This window comes from Kitasatospora cathayae (genome assembly GCF_027627435.1).
Taxonomy (GTDB): domain Bacteria; phylum Actinomycetota; class Actinomycetes; order Streptomycetales; family Streptomycetaceae; genus Kitasatospora; species Kitasatospora cathayae.
The window spans coordinates 1-4,649 of the sequence record NZ_CP115454.1 but is presented as its reverse complement, the minus strand read 5'-3'; the positions used below and the strand labels follow the sequence as shown (position 1 = coordinate 4,649).

Below are 4,649 nucleotides of genomic sequence, written 5' to 3'. Positions count from 1 at the left end.
CTTTCCTCCTTGGAAAGAGGAAGGGAGAAAAAATTTCTCCCTAAAGAATACCCTAGGGGCGGCGGCAAGGAGAGGGAGAGAGGGAGAGATTTTTCTCTTTCAATTGGTGTGTGTTTTAGGTTTCCCAAGGTCTCTATTTATAGGAAACCAAAAGCCCTCAGAGAATCTTTGAATATCTTTAATTATAAATAATTAAATCTAATATTCAATTAAATATATATTTTAGATATTATATTTAATTATCAAATAATTAAATAATATCTACCATATCTTTATAATATCTAAATTAATCATATTAACTTAAATAAAGATATATCAAATATATATTAAATAAAAAGGCCAAAAATAATCTCCATTATTTTTGGGCTAGGCGTGTGGACCATTACTGGGCCACACGCCCACTCCTATATCATCACATGATATTTGGGCTTTTATTTATCTCTTTTATTTAATAGAACTCTTCTATTAAATATTTAATTAAATAAACTCTTTATTTAATTTCTCCCATTAAATTAAATAGACATTCTATTTAATTTCCATTAATTTTGACAACCTCAAAATTAATAAAATAAACACTTTATTTTATTTCTCCTTCAATTAAATAAACTCTTTATTTAATTGCCATTAATTAAATAATTAAATAGACTCCTCTATTTAATTTCTTTTAATTAATCCGAATAGACTCCTCTATTCATTTACCATCTTTATCCAAGGTGATTAATCTCATTAATCGTGTTCCCGATTACATGCGATAGCTCGGAGGACTTAATGGACCTATAGGACTAAGCTCCAATGATCTAGAATTACATTGATTAAACTCTTTAACCAATTAATTCTTATTCATTAACTCCAAGATAATTCCACTATATATTTGGAGTTGCACTCTTAGTACTATAGACAATGTTATGTCCATTGGCTATAATCATTACGTATACGTTAACCCTTCACAAGCTAGTTCGTATCCATGGCTAGGTGTTTTTACCGTTTTAACCTCCATGATACATCTTTCTCCTTAAGCCAACTGATCCTCTAATGAACAACCTTACATAATCTCCATTATGCGTCTTTTAGCTTTTTCCTTGATCAGAGGAATATGGGGCCCCGTTGTTCAAGCCTTGAATCAGTCCATAAGGGAACTACTTATTAGTGTGAATTCCATCTTGTGCAACTACGTTCCCAGCTATAAGCAAGATGCAATCCCCAAAGTGGGAGGCATATTGAGCGAACTATTCTGAGTCACTCTCACCCATGCAAATCAAAGGCTTGTCTCTTGCATACAGGAGTTCGTAATCCACTCAGGATTCAGGTCAAGCATACTGTGATCAACCGATCGATGTTACGAAGTGTCTCTCTGTAACGGCTTATCAGAGGACAGTAAGTACATCTTAGTCCAGTCTACTACAATCGGATTGTAGCAACACCCCCACTCACATGTCTCTACATGAGTGACCCAGATGAGATCACTTGTGCCAATTCACAAGTGGGCCGTGTTAATGGTGTTACCAGAACAAAGGCACCCAACCTAAGTTCATATACCATAGACTATTCGAGTTACGACTTAAGTGAATCTTCCCGCATCTCTATGCTCACTTAAGATACATTCAGTAACTCTGGGCCTTATGATGGATAACATTTATTAATATAAATAAATGACACGTGTAATATTACTAACAAAAGAATCCTTTATTTATTTATAGTTTCGGATTACAAAGATTTAGGGCACAATCCCTAACAATCTCCCACTTGCACTAAAGCTTTACAGAGATTCATCTAGTAATCCTAAACTACCCATATGACGCTCGAACACTTTAGCCGGGAGCGTCTTCGTGAATGGATCAGCAATGTTATCCTCAGAGGCGATCTTTGTCACTACAACATCTCCTCTTTGGACTATCTCCCTTATCAGGTGATACTTTCTCTCTATGTGCTTACCCCGTTTGTGGCTTCTAGGCTCTTTGGAGTTGGCTACAGCACCACTGTTATCACAGAACAGTGTAATGGGTTTGTCCATGTCTGGAACGACTTCCAGATCGGTTAGGAATTTCCTAAGCCAGACACCCTCTTTAGCTGCTTCACAAGCGGCTACGTACTCAGCCTCCATTGTGGAGTCAGCAATACAACTTTGCTTGATACTCCTCCAAACAATGGCTCCACCACAAAGTGTGAATACTGACCCAGACGTGGATTTCCTCGAATCCCTATCTGCCTGAAAGTCAGAATCAGTGTACCCCTTGAGGATCAGATCCTCATTACCGTACACAAGCACATATTCTCTCGTTCTCCGAAGATACTTGAGAATATTCTTGACTGCAACCCAATGTTCATAACCAGGGTTTGACTGATAACGGCTTACAATCCCTACTGCATAGCAAATGTCAGGTCTAGTACACAACATCGCATACATTAGACTTCCAACTGCTGATGCATAAGGATATTGTCTCATACTCTCAACTTCTTGAGGAGTTTTAGGACACTGGTCCTTACTCAGATAAATCCCATGCCTGAAAGGTAATGCTCCTTTCTTGGATTTATCCATCCCATACTTGGCAACTATCTTGTCAATATAGGATGTCTGAGACAATGCTAACTTTCTGTTCTTTCGGTTCCTTATTATCTGGATACCAAGAACATATTGAGCCTCTCCCAAATCTTTCATTTGGAATTCGTTAGCAAGCCATTGCTTAACGTCCGATAACACTCTTACATTATTCCCAATAAGTAAGATGTCATCAACATAAAGGATGAGAAATACCACATCTTTGTTGAGTATCTTCTTGTAGACACAAGACTCATCAACATTCTGTTCAAAGCCATAGGATTTGACCACAGTGTCAAATCTTATGTTCCAAGACCGTGAAGCTTGCTTTAATCCATAAATGGATTTCAGCAACTTACAAACTCTTTGTTCTTCACCTTGGACAATGAATCCCTCTGGTTGGAGCATATAGATACTCTCGTCAAGATACCCATTCAGAAATGCGGTCTTGACATCCATCTGCCATATTTCGTAATCAAAATAGGCTGCTATGGATAGGAGAGTCCTAATAGACTTTAACATAGCAACAGGGGAGAAGGTTTCTTCATAATCCACCCCTTCCCTTTGGGTATAACCCTTTGCTACAAGCCTAGCCTTGAAAGTCTCTACTTTCCCGTCGGCTCCACGTTTCCGCTTATAGATCCACTTGCACCCAATGGGTTTTACCCCAACTGGTTGATCTACTAGCTCCCAGACTGAGTTGGAGTACATGGACTCCATCTCAAGATCCATGGCTTTTAGCCATTTATCCTTGTCAACATCCTCCATTGCCTGCTTATAAGACAATGGATCCTCTAAGTCCGTGCCCCCAGCATTGACCTGAGTCAAGCCTAAGTATCGCTCGGGTAACTTGGATACCCTCCCACTGCGACGAGGACTGAGGTGGATTTGACTAGAATCCCTCTTCCTAGAAGAGCTTGGCAAGTCAACAACTCTTGTTGGCTCATTTGTGGTTTCACTTGGAACAATCTCCTCTAGTAACAACTTACTAGGAGATTTATGGTTTCCTATATAGTCTTCTTCCAAGAATGTGGCATTCGTGGATACGAACACCTTATTCTCGTCAGCACTATAAAATAAACCACCACGTGTCTCCTTAGGGTAGCCCACGAAGAAGCATACCTTAGTACGTGGTTCTAATTTTCTAGGGTTTGATTTCAGCACATGTGCTGGACATCCCCATATACGGAAGTGATGTAAACTCGCTTTACGTCCCAACCATAACTCAATAGGGGTTTCTAAAACACTTTTAGAAGGTACCCTATTTAGGATGTATAACGCAGTCTCCAATGCGTAACCCCAGAAAGATTCTGGTAATGATGAGTAACTCATCATTGATCTCGTCATTTCGAGTAAGGTTCTATTTCTTCTTTCAGCTACACCGTTTTGCTGTGGTGTACCAGGGGCTGAAAGTTGGGAAGTTATCCCATTTTCTATCAAGTAGTCTTTGAACTCCAAGTCCATATACTCTCCACCACGATCTGATCGAAGTGTCTTGATAGATTTACCAAGTTGCTTTTCAACTTCAGCTCTAAACTCCTTGAACTTTTCAAGAGTTTCAGACTTGAATTGCAACAGGTAAACGTACCCATATCTTGAGTAGTCGTCTATAAAAGACACATAGTACTCAAATCCACCCCTAGCTTTTACATTCATCGGACCACAAAGATCCGAGTGAATAAGCTCTAGCGGTTCTGTGGCTCTATTTCCTTTAGCTGAAAAAGGACGCTTGGTCATCTTACCCTCTATACAAGATTCACAGACTGGGAGTGTACCAAGCTCTAAGTCACTTAGAGGTCCACTTTTAACCAGTCTTTGAATTCTATTGAGGTTAATGTGGCCAAGCCTTAGATGCCACAGAAGGGTCTCATCTTTAGAAATTCTACCTTTACATGTTCTAGACTCTGCAGTCTGGAACAACTCGGAATTATAAAGCGTTGCACATACTAACGGCCTTAGTATGTATAAATTATTATCTTCTAATCCTGAACAAATAAAGTTTCCATTTCTGAAAATGTCTACTTTATTAATACCGAAATTTACGGTATAAGATTGTTTTTTAATACAACCCAATGAAATTATATTCCGATTTAAACCGGGAACATAATAAACA

General features: G+C 38.8%; 2 protein-coding genes. One reads left to right on the top strand and one right to left on the bottom strand.

The genetic code is table 11. The features are described 5' to 3' along the window. Positions 1-192: hypothetical protein (locus tag O1G21_RS41290; RefSeq protein WP_270151983.1), on the top strand; the 192-nt coding region annotated here is incomplete at its 5' end. A 1,564-nt stretch (positions 193-1,756) separates the two neighbouring features. Here the strand turns inward: O1G21_RS41290 and O1G21_RS41285 are convergent. Continuing rightward, positions 1,757-4,456, bottom strand: coding sequence for a reverse transcriptase domain-containing protein (locus O1G21_RS41285; RefSeq protein ID WP_270151982.1), 2,700 nt, complete (start codon positions 4,454-4,456; stop codon positions 1,757-1,759). Positions 4,457-4,649 lie beyond the last annotated feature (193 nt).